The sequence below is a fragment of the Micromonospora sp. CA-248260 genome (assembly GCF_050942205.1).
GTDB lineage: Bacteria > Actinomycetota > Actinomycetes > Mycobacteriales > Micromonosporaceae > Micromonospora > Micromonospora antibiotica.
In genome coordinates, this window is sequence record NZ_CP192021.1 from 2,458,450 (window position 1) to 2,484,543 (window position 26,094).

Annotated in this window: 21 protein-coding genes; 19 read left to right on the forward strand and 2 right to left on the reverse strand. The window is 72.8% G+C overall.

Annotated elements, in window-relative coordinates; genetic code table 11:
* Positions 1 to 619 precede the first annotated feature (619 nt).
* From ACQP2H_RS10800 to ACQP2H_RS10890, 19 genes are all read left to right on the forward strand, one after another.
* A complete protein-coding gene (locus tag ACQP2H_RS10800; protein WP_357024742.1) occupies positions 620 to 1,309 on the forward strand; it encodes a hypothetical protein in 690 nt (229 codons plus the stop codon).
* A gap of 139 nt (positions 1,310 to 1,448) precedes the next feature.
* The gene (locus tag ACQP2H_RS10805; RefSeq protein WP_219469662.1) at positions 1,449 to 1,910 is read left to right on the forward strand and encodes a DUF948 domain-containing protein; all 462 of its coding nucleotides are present in this window, start codon (positions 1,449 to 1,451) and stop codon (positions 1,908 to 1,910) included.
* A gap of 31 nt (positions 1,911 to 1,941) precedes the next feature.
* Complete coding sequence (locus ACQP2H_RS10810; RefSeq protein ID WP_208569474.1) at positions 1,942 to 2,247, forward strand: hypothetical protein; 306 nt, start codon at positions 1,942 to 1,944, stop codon at positions 2,245 to 2,247.
* Complete coding sequence (gene alaS / locus ACQP2H_RS10815) at positions 2,244 to 4,922, forward strand: alanine--tRNA ligase (RefSeq protein WP_433232471.1); 2,679 nt, start codon at positions 2,244 to 2,246, stop codon at positions 4,920 to 4,922. The genes ACQP2H_RS10810 and alaS overlap by 4 nt, the downstream gene beginning before the upstream one ends.
* A gap of 72 nt (positions 4,923 to 4,994) precedes the next feature.
* Positions 4,995 to 5,456 (forward strand): Holliday junction resolvase RuvX, encoded by a 462-nt coding sequence (ruvX, locus tag ACQP2H_RS10820; protein ID WP_208569476.1) that lies wholly within the window; start codon positions 4,995 to 4,997, stop codon positions 5,454 to 5,456.
* Positions 5,453 to 6,688 carry an endolytic transglycosylase MltG gene (gene mltG, locus ACQP2H_RS10825; RefSeq protein ID WP_208569477.1) on the forward strand — a complete coding sequence of 412 codons (1,236 nt, stop codon included), beginning with the start codon at positions 5,453 to 5,455 and terminating at the stop codon, positions 6,686 to 6,688. Before ruvX ends, mltG begins: the two co-directional genes overlap by 4 nt.
* Entirely contained in the window at positions 6,685 to 7,494 is an 810-nt protein-coding gene (locus tag ACQP2H_RS10830) for a shikimate dehydrogenase (protein ID WP_433232475.1), read from the forward strand. The genes mltG and ACQP2H_RS10830 overlap by 4 nt, the downstream gene beginning before the upstream one ends.
* Positions 7,495 to 7,774: 280 nt before the next feature.
* Positions 7,775 to 9,280 carry a glycoside hydrolase family 16 protein gene (locus ACQP2H_RS10835; RefSeq protein WP_208569479.1) on the forward strand — a complete coding sequence of 502 codons (1,506 nt, stop codon included), beginning with the start codon at positions 7,775 to 7,777 and terminating at the stop codon, positions 9,278 to 9,280.
* Between the two features lie 115 nt (positions 9,281 to 9,395).
* A complete protein-coding gene (locus tag ACQP2H_RS10840; RefSeq protein ID WP_433232478.1) occupies positions 9,396 to 10,631 on the forward strand; it encodes a hypothetical protein in 1,236 nt (411 codons plus the stop codon).
* Between the two features lie 311 nt (positions 10,632 to 10,942).
* Complete coding sequence (locus ACQP2H_RS10845) at positions 10,943 to 11,782, forward strand: phosphatase PAP2 family protein (RefSeq protein ID WP_433232481.1); 840 nt, start codon at positions 10,943 to 10,945, stop codon at positions 11,780 to 11,782.
* A gap of 90 nt (positions 11,783 to 11,872) precedes the next feature.
* Positions 11,873 to 12,817 carry a glycosyltransferase gene (locus tag ACQP2H_RS10850; RefSeq protein ID WP_433232483.1) on the forward strand — a complete coding sequence of 315 codons (945 nt, stop codon included), beginning with the start codon at positions 11,873 to 11,875 and terminating at the stop codon, positions 12,815 to 12,817.
* Between the two features lie 134 nt (positions 12,818 to 12,951).
* On the forward strand, positions 12,952 to 14,958 hold the full coding sequence (locus ACQP2H_RS10855) for a delta-60 repeat domain-containing protein (protein WP_433233516.1): 2,007 nt from the start codon (positions 12,952 to 12,954) through the stop codon (positions 14,956 to 14,958).
* A gap of 191 nt (positions 14,959 to 15,149) precedes the next feature.
* On the forward strand, positions 15,150 to 16,787 hold the full coding sequence (locus ACQP2H_RS10860; protein WP_219469691.1) for a hypothetical protein: 1,638 nt from the start codon (positions 15,150 to 15,152) through the stop codon (positions 16,785 to 16,787).
* Positions 16,780 to 17,712, forward strand: coding sequence for a glycosyltransferase family 2 protein (locus tag ACQP2H_RS10865; RefSeq protein ID WP_219469693.1), 933 nt, complete (start codon positions 16,780 to 16,782; stop codon positions 17,710 to 17,712). The genes ACQP2H_RS10860 and ACQP2H_RS10865 overlap by 8 nt, the downstream gene beginning before the upstream one ends.
* A complete protein-coding gene (locus tag ACQP2H_RS10870) occupies positions 17,705 to 19,891 on the forward strand; it encodes an O-antigen ligase family protein (RefSeq protein ID WP_357535845.1) in 2,187 nt (728 codons plus the stop codon). The genes ACQP2H_RS10865 and ACQP2H_RS10870 overlap by 8 nt, the downstream gene beginning before the upstream one ends.
* On the forward strand, positions 19,888 to 21,495 hold the full coding sequence (locus ACQP2H_RS10875; RefSeq protein WP_219469700.1) for a lipopolysaccharide biosynthesis protein: 1,608 nt from the start codon (positions 19,888 to 19,890) through the stop codon (positions 21,493 to 21,495). The genes ACQP2H_RS10870 and ACQP2H_RS10875 overlap by 4 nt, the downstream gene beginning before the upstream one ends.
* A gap of 64 nt (positions 21,496 to 21,559) precedes the next feature.
* The gene (locus tag ACQP2H_RS10880) at positions 21,560 to 22,447 is read left to right on the forward strand and encodes a sulfotransferase domain-containing protein (RefSeq protein ID WP_219469702.1); all 888 of its coding nucleotides are present in this window, start codon (positions 21,560 to 21,562) and stop codon (positions 22,445 to 22,447) included.
* A 99-nt stretch (positions 22,448 to 22,546) separates the two neighbouring features.
* Positions 22,547 to 23,725, forward strand: coding sequence for a chorismate synthase (gene aroC, locus ACQP2H_RS10885; RefSeq protein ID WP_357535842.1), 1,179 nt, complete (start codon positions 22,547 to 22,549; stop codon positions 23,723 to 23,725).
* Between the two features lie 267 nt (positions 23,726 to 23,992).
* Positions 23,993 to 24,499, forward strand: coding sequence for a shikimate kinase (locus ACQP2H_RS10890; protein ID WP_208570153.1), 507 nt, complete (start codon positions 23,993 to 23,995; stop codon positions 24,497 to 24,499).
* Here the strand turns inward: ACQP2H_RS10890 and ACQP2H_RS10895 are convergent.
* Complete coding sequence (locus ACQP2H_RS10895; RefSeq protein ID WP_433232488.1) at positions 24,489 to 25,274, reverse strand: cytochrome c oxidase assembly protein; 786 nt, start codon at positions 25,272 to 25,274, stop codon at positions 24,489 to 24,491. The two genes, ACQP2H_RS10890 and ACQP2H_RS10895, sit on opposite strands and share 11 nt — an antisense overlap.
* Positions 25,271 to 25,792, reverse strand: a complete 522-nt coding sequence (locus ACQP2H_RS10900) for a DUF2243 domain-containing protein (protein WP_433232491.1) — start codon at positions 25,790 to 25,792, stop codon at positions 25,271 to 25,273. Before ACQP2H_RS10900 ends, ACQP2H_RS10895 begins: the two co-directional genes overlap by 4 nt.
* Between the last annotated feature and the right edge of the window lie 302 nt (positions 25,793 to 26,094).

Consider the following 26,094-nt stretch of genomic DNA (forward strand, 5'->3'; position numbering starts at 1 on the left):
CTGCCGCCGCGCCCCGCAACGAGGTACGCGCCGGGGCGGGCCACGTCCGGACGCCCCCGCCCCGCCGGCCCCGCAGCCGGGGGCACCCGAACCGGGCGCACGCCGACCGGGCGCGTCCGACCCGAGGGCGGCGCAGCCTGACCCGAGGGCGGCCAAGCCCGGCGCGTCCGACCAGGTCGCACCCCGTCCCGGCACGTCGTCGCGGGGCACCGCCCGTGCGGAGGGGTCGGCCACCGGCACCGCCCGCCCGGACGATCCCGCCACCGGCCCGGTCACCGGCGTCGCCCGACCGCCCGCCATCACCGACGATCCGCATCGGGCGGCTGGCGCGGACGGCGGCCGGCCCGCCGGGCCACGGTCCGCTGCCCGACCCGCCGGTACGGGTGGGGCCGTCGCGGCGGCGGCTGTCGCCCGGGCCACCGCGCCGGGCGGACGACCGGTCGCCGGCCCGCAGGACGCCGTGGGCCGGGCAGCACCTCCGGTGCGCCCCCCCGATCGGACGGAGCCGGCAGGTGCTCCGGCCGGCCCGTCCTCCGGTCGGGTCGACGGCCCCGGGGTGGCCCGGGTGACGCCACCGCAGGGGGCCCGGTCTGATCCGGACGGGTCGGCCGGGGCGCCGTTGCGTTCGCCCACGCAGGACGAGCCCGACGGCGCCGACGACACCGGTGGCGAACCGCGTCGCCGGACCGGGCACCGGCGTCGCCTGCGGCTGGGAATCCTGGTGCTGGCCAGCGCGTTGCTCCTCGGGGCGCTCCCGGCCTTCTTCGGGATGCGGACCTTGAGCCGGGACCCGGTCTTCGGCACCCTCGACGAGTTGGGCGTGCCGGGTTGGGCGACGGTGGAGACGGTGGACAACGTCAGTGGCAGCCGCTGGTGCCTGCAGGACTGCCGGCTGCGGGAGCGCACCGTGGAGTCCGACCGCGCGCCGCAGGAGACCACCCAGGTCTACGAACAGGCCCTGCGCGCGCAGGGCTGGCGGCCGTGGAAGGTGACCCGGTGCCCGGAACAGCCGGCCAAGGGCAGCTACACCTGCTGGCGGCGCGACGAGTTGACCCTCGACCTGTGGGTGCGGGAGCCGACCTGTGCGGCACCGCAGGCCAGCGGTGACCCGGCGGTACCGCCGGCCACCCCGGTCCCGCCCGCGGCGGGGGAGTGCACCGGCTCGTTGGTGTCGGTGAAGGTCCGCAACGCGATCGACGACGAGCGGACCCGGCCACAGCCGAGCACCGACCCGTCACTGACCGGTGAGGACCCGTTCCCGACGATCACCGACGATCCGCTCGGCAGCCCGACACCTTCACCATCCTGAGCCGGCTTCCATCACGGACGGTAGGGTCTGGGGCTGGCAGGCCCGCCTGCTCCCGATCGACCCGGTGCGGGTCACGCCGCGACCCGGGTCGCGTGTTCCGGGGCGTCGGGCCCCGGAACCCTGCTTGAGGAGGACATGCGTGGATGGTGGACAGATCGCTGCGCTGATCGCGGCCGGCGCGTTCCTGATGCTGGTGCTCGTGCTGGCGGTACCGATCCTGCGGCTGCGGCACACCGTGGACGCGACGACCCGGATGATCAACGACCTCAACGAGCAGACCGCCCCGTTGCTGGGGGACGTGAACACCACGGTCAAGAACGTCAACGTCGCCCTGGAGCAGGTGCAGACCTCCCTCGACGGGGTGAACCTGCAACTCGCCAAGGTCGACACGATGACCAACCACGCGCAGAACGTCACCGCCAACGTGGCGAACCTGGCCACCGTCGTCTCCGCCGCCGCGGCGAACCCGCTGGTGAAGGTGGCGGCGTTCGGGTACGGCGTCCGCCGGGCCGCCTCGGCGCGGCGTACCGCGGAGACCGAGCGTGAGGTGCGCGACACCATCAAGCAGCAGCGTCGGGCCGCCCGGCGCGGCAACAGCTGACCCGGCCGGCGTCGCACAGGAGGAATGAGACATGAGGCGACTTTTCTGGCTCGGCATCGGGCTGGCCGTGGGCGTGGTGGTGGTCCGCAAGGCCACCCGGACCGCGCAGGCGTACACCCCGGCGGGGATCGCCAGTGGGCTGTCCGAATCCGCTGGCGGTCTGGTCGAGTCGCTGCGTAGCTTCGTGGAGGACGTACGGATCGGGATGGCCGAGCGCGAGCAGGAGATCCACGAGGCGTTCGCCCGGGGTGAGGCGTTCGACGACCAGTTCGCCGAGCTGCGGGAGGACCCGCGTATCGGTGACCGAGAGATTTTTCCGGAGGAGCACCAGCGATGAAGACGGCGGAGATCAAGCGGCGGTACCTCGCCCATTTCGAGGCGAACGGGCACACCGTGGTGCCGTCCGCTCCGCTGCCCGCCATCAGTGATCCGAACCTGCTGTTCGTCAACGCCGGCATGGTGCAGTTCGTTCCGTACTTCCTGGGGCAGCAGACCCCGGCGTACCGGCGGGCGGTGAGTGTGCAGAAGTGTCTGCGTACGCCGGACATCGACGAGGTCGGCAAGACCAGCCGGCACGGCACGTTCTTCCAGATGAACGGCAACTTCTCCTTCGGTGACTACTTCAAGTCCGGGGCGATCCCGCTGGCCTGGGACCTGGTCACCAAGCCGGTCGCCGAGGGTGGTTACGGGCTGGACGGGGAGCGGGTCTGGCCGACGGTCTACCTCGACGACGACGAGGCGTTCGAGATCTGGCGGTCGGTGGGGGTGCCGGCCGAGCGGATCGTGCGCCGGGGCAAGGCGGACAACTTCTGGTCGATGGGCATTCCGGGGCCGTGCGGCCCGTGCTCGGAGCTGTTCTACGACCGGGGTCCGGAGTACGGCCGCGAGGGCGGCCCGGCGGTCGACGAGGACCGCTACATGGAGTTCTGGAACCTGGTCTTCATGCAGTACGAGCGGGGTCCGGGCAGCGGGAAGGAGGACTTCCCGATCCTGGGTGACCTGCCGGCGCAGAACATCGACACCGGCATGGGCCTGGAGCGGATGGCCTCGATCCTGCAGGGCGTCGACAACCTCTACGAGATCGACGAGGTGCGGCCGATCCTGGACCGGGCGGCGGAGCTGACCGGCAAGCGGTACGGCGCGCACTCGGGTCACGTGGCGAGCGAGTCGCACCCGGACGACGTACGGCTGAGGGTGGTCGCCGACCACGTGCGGACCGCGTTGATGCTGATCGGTGACGGGGTGACCCCGAGCAACGAGGGGCGCGGCTACGTGCTGCGCCGGATCATGCGGCGGGCGATCCGGGCGGTGCGCCTGCTGGGCTGGCAGGAGCGGGCGTTGCCGGAGCTGCTGCCGGTGGCCCGGGACTGCATGTCCCCGTCGTACCCGGAGCTGGCGGCCGAGTTCGACCGGATCTCGCAGTACGCGTACGCGGAGGAGGACGCGTTCCTGTCGACGTTGCGGGCGGGGACGACGATCCTGGACACGGCGATCGCGCAGACCCGGTCGGCGGGCAAGCCGGCCCTGTCGGGTGAGCAGGCGTTCCAGTTGCACGACACGTACGGGTTCCCGATCGACCTGACGTTGGAGATCGCCGCCGAGCAGGGCCTCCAGGTGGATGCGGAGGGTTTCCGCCGGTTGATGGCCGACCAGCGCAACCGGGCCAAGGCCGACGCGCAGGCCCGCAAGACCGGGCACACCGACGTGTCGGCGTACCGGTCGGTACGTGACGACGGTGGCGCGGTGGAGTTCACCGGCTACAGCGAGCTGAGCCGGGAGTCCCGGGTGCGGGCGCTGCTCAGCGGTGGCGTCCAGGTCGGCGCGGCGGTCGAGGGTGACACCGTCGAGCTGGTGCTCGACACCACCCCGTTCTATGCCGAGGGTGGCGGTCAGCAGCCCGACCAGGGGCTGATCACGGTCGGTGCCGGTCAGGTCGAGGTCTTCGACGTGCAGCAGCCGGTGCCGGGTCTGATCGTGCACCGGGCGAAGGTGGTCCGGGGTGAGGTGCGGGCCGGGGAGACCGGCTACGCGGAGATCGACGTGACCCGACGGCGGGCGATCTCGCGGTCGCACACCGCCACCCACCTGGTGCACCAGACGATGCGTAACTTCCTCGGCGAGTCGGCGACCCAGGCGGGCTCGCTGAACGCCCCGGGGCGGCTGCGGTTCGACTTCAACACCCCGACCGGGGTGTCGCCGAGCGTGCTGCACGACGTGGAGCAGCAGGTCAACGAGGTGCTGTTGGCGGATCTGGAGGTCAACGCCTTCATCACCACCCAGGAGGAGGCGCGGCGGATCGGCGCGATGGCGCTGTTCGGCGAGAAGTACGGCGAGCGGGTCCGGGTCGTCGAGGTCGGCGACTACGCCCGGGAGCTGTGCGGCGGCACGCACGTGGCCCGTTCGGCCCAGCTCGGCCTGGTGAAGATCCTCTCCGAGGCGTCGGTGGGTTCGGGCGTGCGCCGGATCGAGGCGCTGGTCGGGATGGACGCGTTCGGTTTCCTGGCCCGTGAGCACCTGCTGGTGTCCCGCCTCGCCGAGCTGTTCCGGGTGCCCGGTGAGCAGGTCGCCGACCGGGTCGAGCAGACCGTGACGCAGCTGCGTGACGCCGAGAAGGAGCTGGAGAAGCTCCGCGCCCAGCTGGTGCTGGGCGGGGCGGCGGCGCTGGCCGGGCAGGCGAAGGACGTCGGCGGGGTGGCGTACGTCGGCACCGAGGCGCCGGAGGGCGCGGCCGGTAACGACGTGCGGACCCTGGCCCAGGAGATCCGCGGCAAGATCGATCCGGCGCGGCCGGCGGTGGTGGCGGTGGCGGCCCGATCGAACGGCAAGGCGTCCCTGGTGGTGGCCGTGAACGCGGCGGCCCGTGGCCGTGGTCTGGCGGCGAACGACCTGGTCAAGGCGGCCTTCTTCGGTCGGGGTGGCGGCAGCCAGGACGTCGCGCAGGGTGGTGGCCTGCCCGCCGCCGAGGCGCCGAAGCTGCTGCTCACGGTCGAGAAGGCGATCGCCGACGCGTGACGGATCAGCGCACGAGCCAGGGCGGACCAGAGCTGGTCCGCCCTGGCTCGTCACCGGGGAGGGTGACCGACGGTGAGTGAGTTGTCCCGGGGGGTCCGGTTGGGTGTCGACGTCGGGCAGGTCCGGGTGGGGGTGGCCCGTTCCGATCCGCACGGGATCCTGGCCACTCCGCTGGTCACTCTGGCCCGGGATCTGACCACCGGCCCGGACGCGGTGCCCGGTGACCTTGCCCAGCTCGCGCAGCTGGTGGCCGAGCACGAGGCCGTCGAGGTCGTCGTCGGGCTGCCGGTCAATCTGGCGGGCCGGCAGGGGCCGGCGGCCCAGCACGTGTTGGCGTACGTGCGCCGGTTGACCGAGGTGATAGCGCCGGTTCCGGTGACGCTCACCGACGAGAGGATGTCAACCGTCGTCGCGTCTCGTAGGCTTGCCGAGCGTGGCGTCCGGGGAAAGCGCCAACGTGCGGTGGTGGATCAGGCCGCCGCGGTCGAGATCCTGCAGAGCTGGCTGGAAGCGCAGCGGAGGCGGACGGAATGATCGACGATCTGGACCTCGGGTTCGACGAGCAGGAGAGGGGGGAGAAGGGCCGGCACCGGCGTGGCTTCGTCAGCCGACGCAACGGCACGTCGGGTGGCGGAAAGTCGGGCGGCGGGCACCTGAAGACGATCTTCGCTCTGTTCATGGCTCTGGTGCTGCTGGGTGGCATCGGGGGTGGGGCCTTCTACGGCTTCGACCGGATCCGTAGCCACTTCATCACGCCGGACTTCGACGGCCCGGGCACCGGTGAGGCGCTGGTCGACGTCAAGCAGGGCGACACGGCCACCGACATCGGCAACTCCCTCTACGACGCCGGTGTGGTCAAGAGCACCAAGGCCTTCGTCGAGGCGGCCGACGACAACGCGCTCAGCAAGAACATCCAGGTCGGCCGGTACAAGGTCAAGAAGGAGATGCGCGCCTCCGACGCGCTCATCCTGTTGCTGGACCCGAAGAGCCGGGTGGTCAACGGGATCACCATCCCCGAGGGCATGATCACCCTGGCGATCTACGACCTGCTGGCCAAGGAGACCAAGATTCCGGTCGCCGAGTTCAAGGCCGCCGCGAAGGACCCGGTCAAGTTGGGCGTGCCGGAGTTCTGGTTCAACCGCAAGGACGGCAAGAAGGGGCCGCGGAGCCTGGAGGGCTTCCTCTACCCGGCCACCTACGAGCTGCCGCCGAAGGCGACCGCCCCGCAGATCCTGTCGCTGATGGTGGACAAGTTCCTCGACGTGACCGGGGAGATGAAGTTCGTCGAGACGGTCGAGGCCGACCGGGGCATCTCCCCGTACGAGGCGCTGATCACGGCGTCGATCGCGCAGGCCGAGTCGGTCAACCACGTGGACATGCCGAAGGTGGCCCGGGTGATCTACAACCGGGTCTACACCGACCGCTACCACTGCAAGTGTCTGGAGATCGACAGCGCGATCAACTACTGGCTGCGGTTGCAGGGCAAGAACCCGAAGGATTCCGACATCCTCAAGCAGTCCGAGCTGAACGACCCGAAGAACCCGTACCGGACGCACGGCGCGGACGGGCTGACCATCACCCCGATCAGCAACCCCGGCGAGGATGCCCTCAAGGGGGCGATGAGCCCGCCCAACGGCACCTGGGTCTATTTCATGACCGTCGACAAGAAGGGCACCATGGGCTACGGGACGACCGACGCCGACTTCCGTGACCTGCAACGCCAGATGTGCACCAACGGCGTGCTGAGCGGAGAGAACTGCCGGTGAGGGCGGCGGTGCTCGGCCGGCCGATCGCGCACTCCCTCTCCCCGGTGATCCACAACGCCGGTTACGCCGCGGCCGGGCTCGACGGCTGGTCGTACACCCGGATCGAGTGCGGGGCGCAGGAGCTGCCGGCCCTGGTCGCCGGCCTGGGGTCGGAGTGGGCCGGGCTGTCGGTGACCATGCCGGGCAAGGAGGCCGCGCTCGCGGTGGCCGACCAGGCGTCGCCGGTCGCCACCGCCGTCGGCGCGGCCAACACGCTGGTACGGCGTCCCGACGGCTCCTGGTACGCCGACAACACCGACGTCTCCGGCATGGTGACCGTGCTGACCTCGGCCGGGGTGCCGGCCGGGGCCGCCGTCACGGTGCTCGGCGCCGGGGGCACCGCCCGGGCCGCCCTGGCCGCCGCCGGTGGGCTCGGCGTGACCACGGTGACCGTGGTGGCCCGTCGCCCGGCGGCGGTGGCGCAGCTGCGGCCGGTGGCGGCGGCCGTCGGGGTGGACCTGGTCCCCGTGGCCTGGGCCGACGCCGCCGGGTACCTGCGCGCCGACCTGGTCGTCTCCACCGTGCCGAAGGGGGTCGCCGACCCGTTGGCGGACGGGGTCCACTGGGGACCGTCCACGGTGTTCTTCGACGCGTTGTACGACCCGTGGCCGACCCCGCTGGCCGCCTCGGCGCTGGCCGCCGGCCGTCAGGTGCTCTCCGGGCTGGATCTGCTGCTGGCCCAGGCCGTCGGCCAGTTCACCCAGTTCACGGGGGTGCCGGCACCGGTCGAGGCGATGCGCGCGGCGCTGGCGGCGGCCCGCCGCTGACCCGCCCTCCCGTCGGGCCGGCCGGTTCGGCGGGCGTTCCCCGCGACCCTGCCCGGCGGGTCAGGAGCGGCCAGGATGACGGCGAACCGCATCGCCGACTTTCCGGTCAATCAGGCGTAACCTCGGGAAGCCGGCATTCGTTTGCTCGCCCGCCGAAAAGCAACCCCGGCTGCCTTATTCTTTGGTTAAGTCCTGTCGTCACCTTGATTTCACCCCTGCCACAGCCGCCCGTGGTGGTTACGCTGCTGCCGGTAATCGTCGCCCACCCGGGGAGAGTTCCTTGAGCAGGCACGGAATCCACCGCGCCCTTCCGGCCATCACCGGCCGACGCAAGGCGGTCGTCCTCAGTGTCCTGAGCGTCACCGCAGTCGGCGGCATCGTGGCCACGATGATGCCGCTGATCGCCGCCGAGGTGCCGCCGATCGTGCTCTCCGCCGTCGCGGACACCACGGCCACCCAGGTCCCGCAGGACGGCGACAACGGGGTCAAGACCACCCTGGCCAGCTGCCCGCAACTCTGCGACGGCAACCGGGTCGGCCAGCGCGACGCCGTCCTGGAGTTCCAGGTGCGTGGCCTGCCCGCCGACGCGGTGAAGGTCAAGGCGTCCCTGCGGGTGTACGCCTGGCAGCAGTTCACCTCCCGGGTCCGGGCGCACGCCGCCGAGGGCACCGCGGTCGGTACCGGCGCGTGGCACGAACGGCCCGTCCTCGGTCCGGCGCTGGCCACCGTCGACCGGGTCGCCCAGGGCTACAACGAGTGGGACGTCTCCGGCGCGGTCAGCGGCAACGGCCAGGTCACCTTCGCCCTGACCCAGGAGAACTGGAACACCCGCATCTACTGGGCGTCCCGGGAGAACACGAAGGCCACCATCCGGCCCAGCCTGGTGGTGACCTACCAGCGGGGCGGCCGGCCGCCGACGCGGCCACCGGCCACCACGGCCCCGCCGACCACCGCCGCCCCGAAGCCCACGCCGACGCGTACGGTGGCGCCGTCGCCGACCCGGACGGTCGGCCCGCCCGCGCCGACCACGGCCGCCCCGAAGCCCACGCCGACGGTCCGCCCCGGCACGGACGTGCCCGGCTGGCGGCTGGTCTGGTCCGACGAGTTCACCGGGCCCACCGTCGACCTGAAACGATGGAACCTGCGCGACAACGAGGGCCGCGACATCGACAAGGGCTGCAACGTCGACGACGCGGACAACACCTTCGTCGCCGACGGGGTGCTGACCCTGCGCGCCCAGCGGGAGACCGCGGTGTGCAGCTCGCAGACCCGGCAGTACACCCAGAGTTACCTGGACACCATCGGCAAGGCGTCGTTCACCTACGGCCGGTTCGAGATGCGGGCCAAGTCGCCCAACGGGCCGACCGACTCCAAGGGCCTCTGGCCGGCGTTCTGGCTGCGCCCCGACGACGGCGGCAAGGGCGAGATCGACGTGGTGGAGCTGCCCGGCGGGTCGTCCCTGCACGAGGCCGCCACCCAGGCGATCTTCTACGACTACACGCCGGTCAAGCAGGACCAGCGGTGGGACTTCCCGACCGGCTACCCGGGTGACGGCTTCCACACGTACACCACGGAGTGGGAGCCGGGGGTGATCCGCTGGTACATCGACGGCCGGCAGGTCTGGCAGCGCGACCGCAGCACCACCCCGTGGTTCGACGAGGCGTTCAACAAGCCGTTCAACCTGCGGCTGAACTTCCAGGTCGGCGGCTGGCTGGGCGACCCCGACGCGGCCACCCGCTTCCCGGCCGACTTCCGGGTCGACTACGTCCGCGTCTGGCAGCGCTGACCCGGACCGGGCACCGTACGCCGCCCGGTGGGCCTCGGCCCGCCGGGCGGCTGCTTGCCCGCTGCCCCTATCGTGTCCGCCAGCGCGCGGCGCTCGGGCGAGGACGGGAGAGGGCATGACGGCGGTGGCGGACCCACGGACCCGGCAGGACGGCCTGGGCTGGGTGACCCGGGCCATCTTCGGTGACCCCCGGCTCTGGCTCGGCGGTCCGGCCGACCCGGTGCCCACCACCCACCGCCCGGCCGTCCGGTACGCCGTGGTGCCCTCGGTGGAGCGGGCCAGGTTCCTGCTCCCGCTCGTCTCCCGCCGGGTCGGCGCGGCGTCGACCCTGGCGTACAACGCGCTGCGTCCGCCCCGGGTGCGGGCCAACCGGTTGGCCGTCGGGATGCTGGCCGGGCTCGGGGCGACCGGGCTGGCCCGGATGCCGGTGTTGACCGTCGCGGTGCCCACCGACGCCGATCCGGCCGAGTTGCTGCTCGCCGAGCACCTGGGCCGGCTGGCTGGCCGACGGCTGCACGCCGCGATCGGCATCCGGCCGCCGGACCCGCACCACAAGCCGACGTTGCAGCTCTTCGACGACCGGGGTGCCGCGCGGGCGTACGCGAAGATCGGGTGGAACGACGCGACCCGGGCGATGGTCCGCGCGGAGGCCGCCGCGCTGCGGGAGCTGCCCCGCGACGGCGGTGACTTCCCGGACGTGCCCCGGCTGCTGGACGAGGTGAGCTGGGGTGACCTGGCGGTGACCCTGGTCGAGCCGATGCCGGCCCGGATCCGCCGGCCGCGTCACCCGCTGCGCCCGGAGGTGGCCGCGATGCTGGCGGTGGCCCGGCGCGGTGGCCCGGCGGCGGCCCGCCGCCCGTTGCGCGGCTCGGCGTTCCTGGCCGATCTGACCGCGCGGGCCGCGACCGCCGGTGGTCCGGTGGTCGGGGCGCTGGCCGCCCTCGTCGACCGTGACGGCGACCGGCCGGTGGAGTTCGGGCACTGGCACGGCGACTGGGTGCCGTGGAACCTCGGCCGGCACCGGGGCCGGTTGGTCGTCTGGGACTGGGAGAACAGCGGCGCCGACCGGCCCCTCGGGTTCGACCTCGCCCACCAGGGTTTCCAGAGCGCGTTGTCGCTGGCCGGCCGGGACGTGGCGGGGGCGACCGGCGACATGGTCGAGCTGTTGGACCAGCACGGCCCGGCGTTCGGCCTGGACCCGGCGGGGCGTCGATTCGTCGCCGACGCATATCTCGTCGAGCTGTGGTTGCGGACGGCGGAACTGGCCGCCGGCGGGGGCGGCTGGAGTGCGAAGTTGCATCCCGCACTGCTGCACACGCTCGCCGACCGGCTGGGCTCACCCCGCCCCTGACCGGCGGTTTCTCCCGGTGAATGGGACAAGTGTCGGGGTCCCGACCGGAAAAACGGCGAAAAGCCCACACTGCCGTCACCGCCGCTACCGAAGCCGGCTCACGTTCCATTAGGGTGGCCCCACTCGATGACCACTGGCCGGCGACGGCGTGGTCGGTGCGGCCCGGGACGGCGTGGGGACCTCGTCCGGGGTGTGGGGAGGCCCGGCCGATGGCCGGCACAATCAGGGAGCACGATGGGATCGTCACGCGTCAATCAGTTCGGGGCCACCTGCGCCCCGGCCGCCGGCCGTTCGGGCGGCGGTGACCCCAGGTGACCATCGTCTACGTGTTGGCCGTGTTGGCCGTGCTGGTGCCCCTGCTGACAGTTCCGGTGCTGGCGGCCCGGTGGGCGTCGGCCGTCGACACCGGCCGGACGGCCGAACGCTTCCGGATCGCCCTCGCCGGGCTGACCGCCGCGTTCGGGCGGACCGGAGCGGCGCTGGTGGTGCTGCTGGCCGGTGCGGCGGCGGTCGTCGCCGTCTGCTGGCCGCTCGGTGAGGCGATCTCCCGGCTCGAACCCCACGTCGACCACCCCGTCTTCGACTACGTGCACGCCCACCGGGTCGGCTTCTGGGAAGACGTCAACCTGTTCATCTCCCCGATCGGCGACCGCTACCCGCTCAAGTGGGTGACCGTGGTGGCCGCGATCGGCTTCGCCATCGCCTGGCGTCGCCGCCGCTGGTGGATTCCGCTGGTGGCGATGCCGTTGCAGTTCGTCGTCGAGCAGTACACCCAGACGATCCTCGCGAAGGTCGTCGACCGGGGCCACCCGCCGACCGACCTGGGCACCTACCCCTCCGGCGGCTGCGCCCGGGTGCTGATGACCTTCGGCACCATCCTGGTGCTGGCCGCGCTGACCTGGCGGATCCCCCGCCGGGTGCTGATCGGCCTGGTCACCGCCCTGGCGGTGCTGGTCACCGTCGAGGGCTACACCCGCATCTACGCCGAGAAGCACTGGCTCACCGACGTCTTCGGCGGCTGGTTCTTCGGCACCCTGCTGACCGGCGTGATGGTGCTCGCCGTGCTGGTCGCCGACGGCCGGGTCCGCCCGCCGGGGACGCCTGCCGACCCGGCACCGGCCAACGCCGACCGGCTGACCACCGGTACCTGACCCCCTCCCCGTCCGGACCGGCGCTACCCCTCCCCGCGCCGCGACGGACCCGGCCCCCACCACTCCTCGAACGGAAGTTGGGCCACCACCGTGACCACCCTCCTCGTCGCCTCCACCGGTGGGCACCTCGCCGAGCTGCACGATCTGCTGCCCCGGCTCGGGGTGCAGGACGACTGCGTCTGGGCGACGTTCGACTCCCCGCAGAGCCGCTCGCTGCTCGACGGACACGAGGTCATCCACGTGCCGCCGGCCGCCACCCGGGACCCGGTCGGTGCGCTGCGCGATCTGCTGGCCGCCCGCCGGGTGCTCTGCGGGGGACGGTTCCGCCGGGTGGTCAGCACCGGTGCCAGCGTCGCCATGTCGTTCTTCCTGCCCGCCGTGCGGCACGGTCTCGACTGCCACTACATCGAGAGCGCCACCCGCACCGAGGGCCCGTCGCTGACCGGTCGGCTGGTCGCCCGGGTGCCCCGGACCCGGCTCTACACCCAGTACCCCGGTTGGGCGGACGGCCGGTGGCGCTACGGCGGTTCCATCTTCGACGGCTACCTGCCCGCACCCGCCGCCCCGCGCCCGGTCTCCCGGATCGTGGTGACCCTCGGCACCCAGTCCCGCTTCGGCTTTCCGCGCCTGCTGCAACGCCTGGTCGACGTGGTGCCCCCCGGGGCGGAGGTGCTCTGGCAGGTGGGGTCGACCCGCATTCCCCGGATGCCGGCCGGGGCCCGCCGGCAGGTGCCGCACGCCGAGATGCAGCAGGCCATGCGGGAGGCCGACGTGATCGTCACCCACGCCGGGGTCGGTTCGGCGCTGGCCGCGATGCGGGCCGGACGCCGTGCCGTCTACGTGCCGCGCCGGGCCCGGCACGGCGAACACGTCGACGACCACCAGGTCGAGATGGCCCGGGAACTCGACCGGCGGGGCCTGGTGCTGGCCCGGGAGGCCGACGCCGTCACGGCCGACGACCTGGCCAGCGCGGCATCCTGGACGGTCACCACCACCGGCACGGTCCCGCCGTTCCGGTGGGCGGAGCCGGCGTGAGGCCGGCCGGGACCGGGCAGGCCGGTGACGGGTCCCGCCGGTCGATGCGCAATCCTCGTCCTCCGTGGGTCGCCCGGACGCGACCCGTACGGCAGGACCGGACCGAGCCGGTGGTCGAGTGGACCGGTCGGTTGATGGTGCGAAATGTCCGGGCAGAGCAAGCTACGCGTGATCTCACTTCATTTTTGGGGGCGCCAGTGCTTCACAGAACGTCTCGACCGGTGTGGCGGCGGTGGTTCGCCGCTCTCGCCGTACCGGTGCTCGCGGTCAGCCTGCTGGCCGCGCCCGCCCACGCGGCGGACCTTACCCCGGTGACCAGCACTCTCACGTCGGCGAACCCGGCGGACAACATTCCGCACGCGCAGGACGGCGACACCAAGGCGTTCGCCGAGATCGGTAACACGATCTACGTGGGTGGCTCGTTCACCTCGGTCAAGGCCGCCGGGGGCACGAGCTGGACCTCGCGCAACTACCTGTTCGCCTACGACCGCAGCAGCGGGGCGTTGAAGGCCGACTTCACCCCGACCCTGGACGGTGCGGTGCACGCCCTCGCGGTGAGCCCGGACGGCAAGCTGATCGTCGGCGGCGCGTTCAAGAACGTCAACGGGGTCAGCCGCAAGAACCTCGTCCAGCTAGACCCGGCCACCGGCGCGACGATCACCGGCTGGGTCGGCCGCAGTGACGGCGGACTGGTCCGCCGGACCGTCGTGGTCGGCAACAAGCTCTACATCGCGGGCGCGTTCCACTGGGTCAACGGCACCGAGCACTCGCTGCTGGCCCGGCTCGACGCGACCACCGGTGCGATCGACCCGAGCTTCCAGATCGACGCCAGCGTCGCCCGGGCCAGCAGTGAGCTGGTCTGGGGTCTCGCCGTCGCACCCGACAACAAGACCCTGGTCGCGGTGGGCAACTTCACCGAGGTCAACGGCCAGCCCCGCAACCAGGTGGTGGTCGTCGACCTGGACGGCACCCCGGCGGTCGCCAACTGGAGCACCCAGCGCTACGTGGCGCCCTGCTACAGCGGCTCGTTCCCGTTCTACGCCCGGGACGTCGACTTCTCCGACGACGGCTCATACTTCGTGATCATCGCCGACGGCGGCCGGGGCGACGGGGCGTACTGCGACGCGATCGCCCGGTTCGAGACCGCTGACCGGGGTACGGCGCTGGACGCCACCTGGGTCAACTACACCGGCACCGACTCGGTGACCTCCCTCGAGGTGGCCGACAACGTGGTCTACGTCGGCGGTCACTTCCGCTGGCTGAGCAACGCCAACGGCAACGACTCGGCCGGCTCCGGCGCGATCAACCGGTTCGGCCTGGGCGCGCTGGACCCGATCAACGGCCTGCCGCTGGTCTGGAACCCGACCCGCTCGGGCGCCCCGGCGGGCACCACCACCTGGGGCCCGATCATGTGGGAGCTGTGGCGGGGCAGCACCGGCCTGTACGCCGGCTTCGACTCCGACGGGCTGGGCAACGAGTACCACGGGCGGCTGGGCCTGTTCCCGCTCGCCGGTGGCCGTACGGTCGCGGCGACCAACGCGCCGACGGCGTCCTCGGGCTACCTGTACGTCGGGACCGGCAACGGGCAGACCACCCGGGTGCCGTTCGACGGCAGCACGCTGGGCACGCCGGCGAGCAGCGCGCAGGCGAACCTCACCGCGGCCGGCGCGGCCTTCTCGGTCGGCAACAAGCTCTACTGGTCGAAGACCGACGCGACCGCCGCCGGTGGCAGCTACCTGGGTGTGTCGATGTTCACCGGCGGTTCGGTGGGCGCACCCTGGGTCAGCAGCGGCTACAACGACTGGTTCAACCCGGCGACCATGGCCGGCGCGTTCTACCTCGACGGCCGGATGTACTACACCAAGGCCGGCACCAACAAGTTGTTCTACCGCTACCTGGAGCCGGACGGCTACGTGGTGGGCTGCACCGAGTTCACCCTGCCGAGCGTGGGCCTGAACTGGGGCTCCGTGCGGGGGATGGCCTGGGTCAACGGCAAGATCGTCTATGGCAACACCAACGGCTCGCTGCGCGCCGTGCCGTTCGACGAGGTCGCCGTCGACGGCGCCGCCTCGGTGGAGATCGCGCCGGCCGGTGCCGGCGTGGACTGGTCGAGCAAGACGCTGTTCTTCGCCACCTCCTGATCCACCTTTGGTACGGGCGGTCCGCCGGTGTCCCCGAGGCACCGGCGGGCCGCCCGTCGCGCAGGGGACCGGTCGGCTGTCGACCATAAGTGAACGGTCGGCGACAATAGGACGACCGGCGGCTCGCACCGGGGCCGACGTCCGGCCCACGCCGACCTGCCCACCCCCCTCATCGCTAGAGGACCTGACTGATGGACGTGACCGACGTCACTCCCGCCCGGCAGCGCCCGGTCGGCCTGGCCGAGTTGGCCCGTATCCCGGTGCGGCGGTGGCGCACGGTGCTCGCCGCCACCGGGTTGGTGCTGTTGCTGGTGGCCGCCTACCTGCTGGTCTTTCCCGCCACCTACACCGCCACCACGGCCGTGGTGGTCCGCCCGGTGGTCACCGACCCGTTCTCGGTGCCCTCCGGTGGTGCCGACCGGGCGGTCAACATGACCGCCGAGAGCGGGATCGCCACCAGCAACGGGGTCATCGACAAGGTCGCCTCGATCACCGGCCGGGACACCACCGGCGTGGCCGACGCGCTCACCGTGGAAACCCCGGTCGGTGGACAGGTGATGCGGTTCAGCTACTCCGGGCACAGCGAGGCCGAGGCGGTGGACGGCGCGAACGGCGCCGCCGAGGCGTACCTCGAACTGCGCAAGGGGATGTACGAGAACCAGCGCGCCGCCGTGCTCAAGTCGTACGACGACACGATCGCCCTGGTCACCAGCCAGCGCACCACCACCCAACGGTCGTTGCCGGCCAACCAGAACTCCTCCACCCCGTCGCCGCGCACCAGCGCCCTGCTGGACCAGCTGCGGGCGCTCAACGACCAGCTGGCGACCCTCGCCGAGCAGCGTTCCAAGATCGGCTCGGCGGATCTGAGCCCCGGATCGGTCACCAGCGCCGCCCGCGCCCCCGTCCCGTCGAGCCGCGACGCCGCCCCGCTGATCCTGGTCGCCGGGCTGCTCGGCGGGCTGCTGGTCGGCGGTCTGGTCGCCTTCGTCCGGGAGTCCATGGACCGCCGGGTGCGTACCGCCGACGAGGCGTCCGCGCTGGTCGGCGCCCCGCTGCTGGGGACCGTCGGGCGGGACCGCTCCGGGCGGCTCTCCGACACCGACCTGCGTTACCTGGTGCTGGCCCTGAGCCGCTGGGTGGACGGGCCGAGACCGCTGCCGCTGGTACTGCTGTCCAGCGCCGCCGACGAGCGACGCGAACAGGTCACCGCCGGGATCGCCGCGGCGCTCGCCCAGGGCGGGCACGAGGTGCGGCTCGGGGTGGCCCCGGAGAGCCGGGACCGGATCCGGCCGTTGCTCCAGGACGCCCAGCGCCGCCACCCGGCCACCGAACCGACCCGCCCCCGGGTGCCCCGCCCGCGCCCGGCGCCCAGCGCCGTCCCGGCACCGGCGGCCACCGCCCCGATGGGCAGCCCGGAAGACACCATGATCATCCAGCCGGTCCGCAAGCCCCGGCCGTTCCCCACCGAGGACCCGAAGAACGGCGGGGTCTACCGCTCCACCACCACCTCGGCGGACAAGACCGAGATCATCCCCCGGGTGCTGCCCAAGGAGACCCCCACGGTCGACGGTGAGGAGCTGCGCATCGGGTCCGGCGCGGTGCACCTGGTCCCGCTGGACGCCCCGACCGGCGGTGGCGTCACCGTGATCGACGCGCCTCCCGCCCTGCACGACGAGCGGGGCGTGCGAGCCGCCCGGGAGGGCCGGGCCGTGCTGGTCGCCGCCCGGGACAAGACCCGCACCGGCCGGCTGAGCCAACTGGTGGAACGGCTGCGCGCGGTGGGCGTCGAGCCGGTCGGATTCGTGGTGACGGGAGAGAAACGTGACTGAGTCGACGGCCGTCGGGCAGCACCCGCCGGTGACCGTGGTGATCGCCACCCGGGACCGGCCCGGCCTGCTGGAACGGGCCGTGGGTGCCGTGCTCGGCCAGGACTACCCCGGCCCGGTGGAGTGCATCGTCGTCTACGACCACACCGACCTGCGCGAGCTGGCCGTGGACGTCCCGGCCGGCCGTAGCCTCCGCTATGTCAACAACGCCCACCGGCAGGGCCTGCCCGGCGGTCGCAACACCGGCGCCGACGAGGCCACCGCCGACCTGGTCGCGTTCTGCGACGACGACGACTTCTGGCTGCCGGCGAAGCTGCGCCGGCAGGTCGAGCTGCTGGCGCAGCGCCCCGACGCCGCCGCCGCGAGCTGCGGCATCCGGCTGGAGGGCCCCGGCATCGCCAAGGAACGCCAACTCGACCGGGCCGAGGTCACCCTCCCCGACTTCGTCGAGGACCGGATCATGGAGGTGCACTCCAGCACCATCCTGATCCGCCGCTCGACCTGGGACGCCATCGGCCCGGTCGACGAGGAGCTGCCCGGCGGCTACGGCGAGGACTACGAGTGGCTGCTGCGGATCGCCGCGCACGGCCCGGTGGTGATCGTGCCCGAGGTGCTGGTGGTGGTCGACTGGCACGGCGGATCGTTCTTCTTCGGCCGCTGGGCGACCATCGTCGAGGCCACCCGCTACCTGCTGGACAAGCACCCCGAGCTGGCGGGCAGCCGGACCGGCCTGGCCCGGCTGCACGGCCAGATCGCCTTCGCGCTCGCCTCCGGCCGACGGCGGCGGGAGGCGGTCCGGGAACTCGGCCGGGTGGTCCGGCTCAACCCCCGGGAGAAGCGGGTGCTGGTGACCGTCCCGGTGGTGCTCGGGCTGCTCTCCGGGGAACGGGTGCTCCGACTGGCCCAGCGTCGGGGTCGAGGTGTCTGACCGGCGGCGTCGGGCCGGCACGTCGCCGACCGGACTGCCGCCGCTGCCCACCTGGCCGCTGTTGGCCATGTTCGGGTTGATGCCGCTGTGGTGGGCGCTCGGCGGCTTCTACCTCGGCTGGTCGGCGTTCGGACTGGTGCTGCTGGGCCTGATGGTCACCCGGGGCCGGGTGGCGTTGCCCGCCGGCACGGCCTGCTGGATGGTGCTGCTGGCGCTGGTGCTGCTCAGCTTCACCCGGCTGGACCGGGCCACCGCCTACCTCACCTCCGGGTTGCGGCTCGGCTTCATGGTCACCGCCCTGATCGTCTGCGTGTACGTCTACAACCTGGTCCGCGACGGCGTCCCCTGGGCCCAGGTGCTCCGCCCCCTCGGCTGGTACTGGCTGGGCGTGGTCGCCCTGGGCTGGCTGGCGGTGCTGGCACCCCGCTTCCAGCTCACCACCCCGATGGAACTGCTGCTGCCGGGCAGCATGTCGGGGGAGCGGTTCATCCAGGCGCTGACCCACGTGCGGGCCAACGAGTTCAACCCGGTCTCGCGCGCCCCGATCTACCGGACCGCTGCGCCCTACCCGTACACCAACAACTGGGGCACGGCGTACGCGCTGCTGGTGCCGTGTGTGCTGGCGTACCTGACGTCGGTGCGTACCGGCAAGTTCCGGGTGGCGCTGCTGGTGTCGTTGCCGCTGTCGATGGTGCCGGCGTTCATGACCCTCAACCGGGGCATGTTCCTCGGCCTCGGCGCGGGACTGACCTACCTGGGCCTGCGGGCGCTGGTACGGGGCAACGCCAAGCTGATCGCCTCGATCGGCGGGCTGGTGCTGCTGGTCTGGGTGGTCAGCCTGGTGGTGCCCGTGCAGGAGCTGATCGACAACCGGGTCAGCAGCACCGACACCAACGTCGACCGGATGGACCTCTACGTGCGTACCCTCCAGGCCGTCGAACGCTCGCCGCTGCTCGGGTACGGCGCACCCAACAGCGTCGACACCACGCTCGCCGAGGAGCCGCTGGGCACCCAGGGCATGATCTGGCAGGTGCTCTACAGCCACGGCATCCCGGCCCTGGTCGCCTTCCTGGCCTGGCTGGTGCTGATCGCCAAGCGGCTCGCCAGCGCGGTCTCCCCGGCCGGGCAGTGGCTGAGCACGATCCCGGTGATCGCCCTGGTGGTGATCCCCGTGTACGCCTACATCGACCCCAACATGTCGGTGATCTTCTATGCGGTCGGGGTCGGGTTGGCGGCGGTCAGCGGGCCGGTGAACCGCCCGGTGACCCTCGCGCCCGGAGTCGTCGAGCCCCGCGCACCCCGCCCCACCGCGGCGGCCTCCGGCCCGCCGACGGCGGCGCTCACCGGCCCGCCGACGGCGGCGCTCACCGGCCCGCCGACGGCGGCGACCGGAACGGCATCCGTGCCGACCAGGGCATCGGCCACCGTCCCGCCCCCCAGCGCCACCGGCACCGCCCCGGCCACGCGTGGCCGAGCCACCGCCAGCGTCCCGTCCCCGCCCACCAGGGTCACGGCCAGCGCTTCCCCGTCCGCCCCCCGGGGCGCGACCCCACCCCCGACCCCGGTCCCGCCCCGCCCCGCGGCCCCAGCCCCAGCCCCAGTGCTGGCCCCGGCCCCGAGCCGAGTTCCAACCCCGGGCCCGAGTCCGGTTCCGAATCCGGCCCCAGGTCCGGCTTCGGCACCCGCTGCGGACCCGGCTCCCGCTCCCGCCGGCCGGAGCGCGTCGCCGTCGGCCCCGGCCCCGGCCTGGCCCCCGCTCCCGGCTTCCGCTCCGGCTCCGGCTCCCGCTTCCGCTTCCGCTCCGGCTCCGGCTCCGGTTTCCGCTCCGGCTCCGGCTCCGGCTCCCGCTCCGGCTTCCGCCGCTGCGCCGCACCCGGTGCCGGCCGCCACCCAGGCTTCGGTCCGGCCGTCGGTCCCACCGTCGGTGCCGGCCGCTACCCAGGCTTCGCCCCGGCCGCTTTCACCGCCGCTGCCCGCTGCCGCCCAGGCTTCGGCCCGGCCGTCGGTCCCATCGCCGACCTCGGCCCCGGCTCCGGGCGGCGGGTCCCGGCCGGGTGGCGGGGTGGACGCACCCACCGTGGTGCAACCGGCCCGGCCCGACGGGCCCACCCCACCGGTCCGGACCGCCACCCGGACCGCAGACCAGACCGGCACCGAGGACGGCAGGGAGCGGACATGAGCCATCCGGGCACCGGGACCGGGACCACACCCGCGGCTCCTCGGCAGGTCGACCGCCGTGCCACGGCGGCCGACGCACCGGCCGGGCCGGTGGCGGACACCTCCGACGCGGCGAGCGGCGCCGGGGAGGTCCGCCGCAGCGCCCGCAGCGGCGCGGTGGGGCTGGTCGGCGCGGCGGTCAACGGCGCGCTGGGTTTCCTGCTCACCGTGGTCATCGTGCGCGGTTTCGGCACCGACGGATCGGGTGCGCTGTTCACCGCCATCGGTGTGGTCTCCATTCTGGGCGCGATCTGCTGCGCCGGTGCGGACACCGCGCTGGTCTGGGCGCTGCCCCGACGCCGCACCGGTGTCGACGGTGACGCCGCCCGGCTGCTGCCGGTGGCGTTGCTGCCGGTGCTGCTGCTCACCGGGGTCGTCGCGACGGTGGGCGCGTTCACCGCCGACCGGCTCGCCCCGGTCTTCTTCGAGCGGTCGGACGGGCCGACACTGCTGCGGCTGGCGTTCCTCGCCCTGCCGGTCACCGTGGCGATGACCGTGCTGCTCGCCGCCGTCCGGGCGGTCCGCCCGGTGACCGCCGTGATCGGCATCCAGTACGTGCTGGTGCCGCTGGCCCGACCCGTACTGCTGCTGGCGACGGTCGCCACCGGGGCCGGGGTGGCCGTCGGGTTCGGCGGTTGGCTGCTGCCGGTGGCGTTGGCCGTGGTCGCCGCCGCCGTCCTGCTGCTGCGTCCGCTCGGGGTGCTGGCGGGGGCGCGGCTGCGGCCGGACGGCGCGGACTGGCGTACCCTCTGGGGCTTCGCGCTGCCCCGGGCGGTGTCGGCGGCGATCGACGCGAGCAGCATGTGGGTCGGGGTGTTGCTCACCGCGGCGCTGGCCGGTGCGGACGAGTCAGGTGTCTTCGGCGCGGTCGGCCGGTACGCCCTGGCCGGGCTGCTGATCATGCAGGGGTTGCGGGTGGCCGTCGCGCCCCAGCTCTCCCGGCTGCTCGGGCAGGGGCGCACCGCCGACGCGGCGCTGGTCTACCGGCGGGTCACCGTCGTGATCATCCTGCTGTCCTGGCCGGCGTACCTGCTGCTGGCGGTGTTCGCGCCCGGGTTCCTCAGCCTCTTCGGTGACGGGTTCACCGTCGGGGCCGCCCCGCTGGCGGTGCTCGCCTTCGCGATGCTCGTCAACTCCGGGGTGGGGATCGTGCAGACCATGCTGCTGATGAGCGGCAACAGCACCCGGCACCTCCAGGCCACCGTGGTGGGGCTGGCGCTCACCGTCGGCCTGGGTTTCCTGCTCATCCCCGACCACGGGGCGCTCGGCGCGGCGTACGCCTGGACGGCCGGCGTGGTCGCCGAGAACGTGCTGGCCGCGATCGCCGCCCGGGTGGCGATCGGCGAGCCGCTGCTCACCCGGTCGGTGGGTTGGGCGGCGCTCGGGGCCGGCGGCGGTGCGGCCGTGGTGGCGGTGCTCAGCGCGCTGGTCGCCGGCCGGGGCGTGGCCGGTCTGGCGCTGGCCCTGGCGGTGCTGGCGGTCGTCGCCGCCGGGCTGCTGCTGGACCGGCGGGTCCGGGGTACGGTCCGGGCCGCCGTGACGATGCTCAGGCCGAAACCGGCATGAGGCGCTCGGGCGGAGGCCGCCGTGACGATGCTCAGGCCGAAACCGGCGTGACGAGAGGGAGACGATGACGATCCGCGACCGCCTCAAGGGTGTGGTCCCGCACCAGGTCACCCACCAGGTACGCAGCTCGCTGGTCCGGTACGGCGAACGCACCAGCGACCGTCGGCCGCTGCCCGACTTCCTGATCACCGGCACCAAGCGGGGCGGCACCACCTCGCTGTGGCGCTACCTGCTGGCGCACCCCCTGGTGCCCCGGCTCTTCCCGGCCTGGAACACCAAGACCTCGCACTACTTCGAGGAGAACTGGGGTCGGGGCGAGGCGTGGTACCGCTCGCACTTCCCGACCGTGCGGCACCGGCAGGCCCTGGAACGTCGGCACGGCGGGCCGGTCCGCGTCGGTGAGGCCGCCCCGCTGTACATGTTCCACCCGCTCGCCGCGCAGCGGGTAGCCGAGCTGATGCCCGACGTCCGGTTGATCTTCCTGCTCCGGGACCCCGTGGAGCGGGCGTACTCGCACTGGAAGGAGCGGCGCACGGAGGGCAAGGAGCCGTTGGACTTCGTCGAGGCGCTGGCCCGGGAGGAGGAGCGGACGGCGGGGGAGCGGGAGAAGCTGATCGCCGACCCGACGTACTTCAGCGAGGCGTACGACTGGTACACCTACCGGGCCCGGGGCCGCTACCTGGAGCACCTGACGCCGTGGCTGGACCGGTTCGACCGTTCCCAGCTGCTGATCCTGCCCAGCGAGACGCTGTACGCCGAGCCGGCCGCCACGTACGCCCGGGTGTTGGACTTCCTCGGTCTGCCCCCGCACCAGCTCGCCGCGTACGAGGCGCACAACCACCGCCGCAGCAGCGCCATGCCCGAGCAGGTACGGGAAGAGTTGAGCGTGCACTTCGCCCCGCACAACGCGGCGTTGGAACAACGACTGGGTATGCGCTTCGACTGGTCGTGAACCCGGTCGGCGGCCCGCCCGGCGCAGCTCGGCGTCCGCAGGGCGGGACGGACCGGACAGGGTGCCGACGCCGGCACCGGGCGTGACAGACTGACCGTCGTGTTGCGTTGGCTGACTGCAGGTGAATCGCATGGTCCGGCTCTGGTGGCGTTGTTGGAGGGGGTTCCCGCCGGGGTGGCGGTGACTTCTGGTGACATCGTGGGTGAGTTGGCGCGGCGTCGGTTGGGTTATGGCCGGGGTGCGCGGATGGCGTTCGAGCAGGATGAGGTCGAGGTCGTCGGTGGTCTGCGGCACGGCGTCACGCTGGGCAGTCCGGTCGCGATCCGGGTGGGGAACTCGGAGTGGCCGAAGTGGCAGACGGTGATGGCCGCCGACCCGGTGGATGCGGGCGAGTTGGCGAGTCAGGCCCGGAACGCTCCGCTGACCCGTCCCCGGCCCGGCCACGCCGACCTGGCCGGCATGCAGAAGTACGGTCACACGGATGCGCGGCCGATTCTGGAGCGGGCCAGCGCCCGGGAGACGGCTGCGCGGGTGGCCGTGGGCACCGTGGCGAAGGCCCTGGTGAAGCAGGCCCTCGGCATCGAGATCGTGTCGCACGTGGTGGAGTTGGGTTCGGTGGCCGCGAAGCCGGGGCTACGGCCGACGCCCGAGGATGCTGAGCGGATCGACGCGGACCCGTTGCGGTGTCTCGATCCGGATGCCAGTGTCCGGATGGTCGCTGAGGTGGATGCTGCGAAGAAGGCTGCTGACACGCTCGGTGGGGTGGTGGAGGTGTTGGCGTACGGGGTGCCGCCGGGTCTGGGTAGTCATGTGCAGTGGGATCGGAAGCTTGATGCCCGGTTGGCGACGGCGTTGATGTCGATCCAGGCGATCAAGGGCGTCGAGATCGGGGACGGGTGGCAACAGGCCCGGTCCCGAGGCTCGGAGGCGCACGACGAGATCATGCCCACCGCGACCGGGGTGCGTCGGGTCACCGACCGGGCGGGTGGTCTGGAGGGTGGGATCACCACGGGTGAGCCGGTGCGGGTGCGGGCGGCGATGAAGCCGATCTCGTCGTTGAACCGGGCGTTGGCCACGGTGGATGTGACCACGGGTGAGCCGGCGACGGCGATCAACCAACGGTCGGATGTGTGTGCGGTTCCTGCTGCGGCGGTGGTCGCGGAGGCGATGGTGGCGTTGGTCCTCGCCGAGGCCGCCATGGAGAAGTTCGGCGGTGACTCGGTGGCCGAGATCCGCCGCAACCTTGCCGGCTACCTCGACGCGCTGATCATCCGGTGAGCGCCGGCTGCCAAGAAGGGCTGGCCCCGGTGAGGGCGAGGAGTGCAGCGCAGCGGAGCCCCGCAGTCGCGAACGAAAGGCTGGCTTCGGTGAGGGCGAGGAGTGCAGCGCAGCGGAGCCCCGCAGTCGCGAACGAAAGGCTGGCTTCGGTGAGGGCGAGGAGTGCAGCGCAGCGGAGCCCCGCAGTCGCGAACGAAAGGCTGGACCAGTGAGGGCGAGGAGTGCAGCGCAGCGGAGCCCCGCAGTCGCGAACGAAAGGCTGGACCAGTGACGAAGCCTGTCTGCGTGCTGGTCGGGGCGCCCGGCTCCGGCAAGAGCACCGTCGGCGCGGAGCTGGCCACCCTGCTCGGGGTGGCGTTCCGGGACACCGACACCGACATCGAGCAGATGGCCGGCAAGCCGATCCCGGAGATCTTCATCGACGAGGGTGAGGCGCACTTCCGGGCCCTGGAACGGGCCGCGGTGCTGGCGGCGCTGACGTCGCACGCCGGGGTGCTCGCCCTCGGCGGTGGGGCGATCCTCGCCGAGGAGAACCGGGCCGCGTTGGTCGGGCACACCGTGGTGCACCTGTCGGTGGAGTTGCCCGACGCGGTGAAGCGGGTCGGGCTCGGTGCCGGCCGGCCGTTGCTGTCGGTGAATCCGCGTGCCACCCTCAAGCACCTGATGGACCAGCGTCGGCCGCTCTACGCGGAGGTCGCGACGGCGACGGTGGTGACCGACGGCCGCGCGCCGGAGGACCTCGCCGCCGAGATCGTCGCCCTGCTCAAGCCCTGACCGGGCCCACCCGGCGACGCCGGACCGGCGTCGACTCGTTGCGGCGGGGTTCGGGCCGCCAGGTCACCAGCAGGGCCAGCGCGAGCAGGATCTCGGCCAGGTCGCCGACGTAGTACATCAGGGTCGCCGCCGTCCGCAGTTGGTCGGCGGGGGCGGCGGCGTCGACCAGGCCGGCGTACATCAGCTGGGCCAGGGTGGCGTGGGCGGCGACGGACAGGCCCAGCACCACCAGGCGCACCGGCACGCCGGGGCGGTGCGGCCCGGGGTCGGGGCCGGCGATCGCCCAGGTGAAGGCGTACCCGCTGAGCAGGAAGTGCAGCAGGAGCAGCGGGTGTAGGCCGGGGTGGGTCAGGGTGGCCCGGTACAGCGGCGTCAGGTGCAACAGGTATAGGCCCCCGGCGGTGAGCAGCAGGCCGGTGACCGGGTGGGTGGCCACCGCCACGGCGGGATGCCGCAGCAGCCGCAGCGCGGCCCGGCCGGCCCGGGGGCGTACCGTCCGCAGGGCCAGCGTGCCGGGTGCGCCCAGCACCAGCCCGAGCGGCGCGAGCATGCCGACCAGCAGGTGCTGCCACATGTGCCCGACCAGGTCGTGGGCGGGCAGCAGCAGGGCCAGCGCGAGCAGCGCAGCGCCCGCGCCGAAACTGGCGGTCCGCCAGTGGCTCCAACCGGCCCGCCCCGGGTCACGCTGGCGCAGGGCGGCGGCCAGATAACCCCAGAACACCACCGCCGGTACGAGCAGCAGCGGTCCGACCCCGCCGTCGTGCGCCCCGGTCATCGCTGCCCGGCGCAGGTGTCCACGGCCGTGGCGCGACGCTGGACCGCCCAGCCGAGGGCCACCAGTGCCGCCCCGAGCAGCAGGAAGCCGACGTCCCAGGCGGTCTGGTACGGACCACCGTGTACGTGGTGGATGCCGAGCAGGTGGTGGTCGATCACCCCTTCGACCAGGTTGAACAGTCCCCACCCGACCAGTGCCCAGCCCCAGAGCATCCCGGAGCGCCACAGTCGGCCCCGGGACCGGGTGACCCGGGAGTAGAGCAGGGCCAGCCCGGTGAGCACCGCCACCCAGGTCACCACGTGGAACAGCCCGTCCCACAGGGTGTTCATCTGCAACCCGGGCACGGTGTCCACCGGATACGCCCTGATCCCGACGTTGTCGCTGCCGGTGCTGCTGAGCATGTGGTGCCACTGGAGCACCTGGTGCAGGACGATGCCGTCGACGAACCCGCCGAGGCCGACGCCGAGGATGACGGCCGGCAGCCGGATGTCCGCGCCGTCGATGGTGGTGCCGGCCATGGGTTCCTCCGCGTTCGGGTCGATCCCGTCCCCGGTGCCCGGGTTCTGTCGGGCTAAACGCCGGCCCTGCCGTGCGGTCACGCGGTGGGTCCGGCACGCGGTGGGTCCGGCACGCGGTGGGCCCGGCATCCGGCGGGTCCGGCATGCGACGAGGGTCCGGCATCCGGCGGGTCCGGCACCCGATGAGGGTTCGGTCGGGCGGCCGATGGTCCGATCTCCGGGCCGTGGTCGGTCGGCCACCTCCTCTCCCGGACCGCCACCAGGTGGACACCCGCCGTGTCGAAGCCGACGCTGGACTAGGC